The organism is Pseudomonas fluorescens (genome assembly GCF_902497785.1).
Taxonomy (GTDB): Bacteria; Pseudomonadota; Gammaproteobacteria; order Pseudomonadales; family Pseudomonadaceae; genus Aquipseudomonas; species Aquipseudomonas fluorescens_BO.
In genome coordinates, this window is the sequence record NZ_CABVHK010000042.1 from 1 (window position 1) to 2,847 (window position 2,847).

Consider the following 2,847-nt stretch of genomic DNA (forward strand, 5'->3'; position numbering starts at 1 on the left):
ACCGCGTTGCGCGCGACTTCTTCCACGGCGCTGGTCATTTCGTTGACCGCGGTGGCGGCCTGTTCGATTTCGTTGTTCTGCTGGGTCAGGCCGCGAGCGCTTTCGTCGGTGACACTGTTGAGTTCTTCTGCGGCGGAGGCCAATTGCGTGGCCGAGCCGGAAATGCGTTGCAGGGTGTCGCGCAGCTTTTCCTGCATCTTCGACATGGCCAGCAGCAAACGGCCGGCTTCGTCTTCACCATCGACGGTGATCGGGCGAGTCAGGTTGCCTTCGGCAATTTCTTCGGCTGCGCTCAGGGCATTGGCGATGGGCTTGGTGATGCTGTTGGTGAGCAGCCAGGCGAACAGCACGGTCAGGCCGCTGGCGATCACCAGCAACGTGATGACCAGATTGAACGACGTCGAATATTGATCGCCAGCGCGCTGGTCGGTTTTTTCGATCTGCCGGGTGTTGATCTCGAGCAACTTCGCCAGGGCGGTGTTGACCTCTTCGGAATTGGCGAGCAACTCGGAGTTCAGCAGCTTGCGCAGATCGTCGACCTGATTGTTGCGCGAGAACGTTTTCATCCGCTCTTCAAGCTGACGGTACTGTGCCAGCAACTGCACGTACTTATCGTAAGCGCCTTGTTCTTCCGGGCCATCGATCAGCGGCTCGTAGACTTTCTGCGCCTCGCGGATCTGCTGGTTGCGCAGGTCGAACAGGTCAATGGTTTTCTGCTGGACATCAGGTTCGCGGTTCACCAGCAAACGGTAGGACAGCACCCGCAGACGCAGCGTCAGTTGCGTGAACTCATCGAGACTCTTGATGCTCGGCACGCTGATGGAGGCGATGTCTTCACCGGCACCGCGAATCTTGCTCATCTGGTTCAAGGCAAACGCTCCCAGAACCAGCATCAAGCCGCCAATCAGGGCGAATCCGAGGAACGCTCGCGGAGCGATATTCATATTACGAAGGGACATGGTTTCTACCGAAGTGAGCGCATCGAGCGGCGCTGAGACTGACGTATGGATGACTTATCGGTCACGCGACTAAAGTCTTGAGCGGCTGCGCGTATTTGTCGCACACAGGTGGCCCAAACTGTAGGAGCAGCCGGTCGACGCTCGATTGCTCGCGAAAAACCCCCGGACAATCCGTTCATCCAGACGGCGCGGGCCATCATCGATATCTTTCGCGAGCAATCGAGCGTCGACCGGCTGCTCCTACAGTATCGGGCGACGAAGTGCAGGAACCAGATCCGGCAATCACAGTCTTTAAGGTTCGCGAGGAAGGACACTCGCCAGGTAAATCAAGGCCTTGCGCCCAATAACCCTGGCAAGCGTGGTGACTTTTCTTTATCGTACGCGCCCCTTGAAAATGCTTGGAAAATCAAAATGTTGGAAGCATCCCTAAACCAATTGGAGCAACTGGTCAGCGACCTTGTTCAACAGAACCAGACCCTGCTCGGCGCCAACCAGGCCCTGAGCGCAGAACTGGCCCAGGCCAAGGATGAAAACGAAAGCCTGCAACTGAACCTGATGGAGCAGGAAGAGAAACACGGCGCTACCGCAGCGCGCATCCAGGCCTTGGTTGAACGCGTCAGCGCCGGTCCGGTCAGCGCATGAGTGTCGGCGCCGCAGGGGTAAAAGTCGTCTCGATCCTGGGGGAGGACTATTCGATCAAGGCGCCGGCCGGGGAAGAGCAAACCCTGCTGGACGCTGCCATGATGTTGAAAGCCGCGCTGGCCGATACCAAAAGAAAGTACCCGACGCTGATCGGTGACCGCCTGTTGGTGCTGGCAGCGATGAATCTGTGCTCGCAGCAGATCGAAATGCAAAAGCAGCACAAGTTCGAACTCGACCGTTTCCAAGAGCAAGTCAGCGCCACGGTTGAAGTGATCGCCAAGACGATCAGTCAGGCCTGACAGGCTTTGCGCACAACCAAAGAATAAATTGTCGTTTGCGTTGTATACAATCGGCACGGCTGTTGCAGTGTTTCAGCCTCTTATTCTTTGGGGGTGCTCCATGCAGTTCTGGCGACGCAGTATTCAATGGCAGTTGATCCTCAGTATGGGCACCGCCCTGCTGGTCAGCATCCTGATCGTGGTGGGCATTTATACCCTCGTGGTCAACCGTCTCGCCCAGCGCTATCTGGTCGAACAAGCGCTGCCGTCGAGCATCGAAGCGATGCGCAACGACATCGAGCGCATCCTCGTGCAACCCCTCACCGCCGCCAAGGACATCGCCAGCAATAGCATGGTGCGCGACTGGTTGGCCGCCGGTGAAAACAGTGCCCAGGCACCCACGTTTGTGGCCTATCTGGAAGGCATCCGCGCTGAACACAAAGCGTTTACCGCGCTGATTGTCGGCACCGCTTCAAACCACTATTTCACTGAAAAAGGCCTGGACCGGACTCTCAGCCGCGCCAATCCCAAAGACGCTTGGTTCTATGCCTTCCTCGATGGCAACCAGCCACGCACTCTCAATATCGACAATGACACTGCGACCGGAGAATTGGCGCTGTTCATCGACCTCAAGGTTGAACAGGCCGGCAAAGTCGTGGGCGTTGCCGGGCTCGGGTTGAGCATGAAAGAGCTGTCGGAGCTGATCCACAACTTCAGCTTCGGTGAGCGCGGCAAGGTCTATCTCGTGCGTTCCGACGGTTTGATCCAGGTTCATCCCGAAGCGCAGTTCAGCGGCAAGCGTTCTTTGGTCGAGCAAATTGGCGCGCCGGCTGCGCAGGCGGTCATGGGTCAACAAACTGCCACCCACAGCAGCTTTGTACGCGAGGGCGAAGATTTTCTGGCGTTGAGCCTGCCGTTGCGTGATCTGGGCTGGACCCTGGTGGCCGAAGTGCCACAGTCGCAAATCT

General features: G+C 57.6%; 4 protein-coding genes. 3 read left to right on the forward strand and 1 reads right to left on the reverse strand.

All coding sequences use genetic code 11. The annotated features are described in order from the left end of the window. Positions 1–959, reverse strand: a 959-nt coding sequence (locus F8N62_RS31085) for a methyl-accepting chemotaxis protein (RefSeq protein ID WP_150714188.1), incomplete at its 3' end; no start/stop codon positions are given. 411 nt (positions 960–1,370) lie between these two features. Between F8N62_RS31085 and F8N62_RS31090 the strand changes: the two genes are divergently transcribed. The 3 genes from F8N62_RS31090 to F8N62_RS31100 all read left to right on the forward strand — a co-directional run. Continuing rightward, positions 1,371–1,601: a hypothetical protein gene (locus F8N62_RS31090; protein WP_150713516.1), complete on the forward strand. Its 231-nt coding sequence runs from the start codon at positions 1,371–1,373 to the stop codon at positions 1,599–1,601. Then, positions 1,598–1,900 (forward strand): cell division protein ZapA, encoded by a 303-nt coding sequence (locus F8N62_RS31095; protein WP_150713515.1) that lies wholly within the window; start codon positions 1,598–1,600, stop codon positions 1,898–1,900. Before F8N62_RS31090 ends, F8N62_RS31095 begins: the two co-directional genes overlap by 4 nt. Before the next feature lie 100 nt (positions 1,901–2,000). Further along, positions 2,001–2,847, forward strand: an 847-nt coding sequence (locus F8N62_RS31100) for a cache domain-containing protein (RefSeq protein WP_191632478.1), incomplete at its 3' end; no start/stop codon positions are given.

What these genes read in the sequence shown, in the direction of transcription:
- F8N62_RS31090 (WP_150713516.1), top strand. Translation starts at nt 1,371, where the DNA reads ATGTTGGAAGCATCCCTAAACCAATTGGAGCAACTGGTCAGCGACCTT.
- F8N62_RS31095 (WP_150713515.1), top strand. Translation starts at nt 1,598, where the DNA reads ATGAGTGTCGGCGCCGCAGGGGTAAAAGTCGTCTCGATCCTGGGGGAG.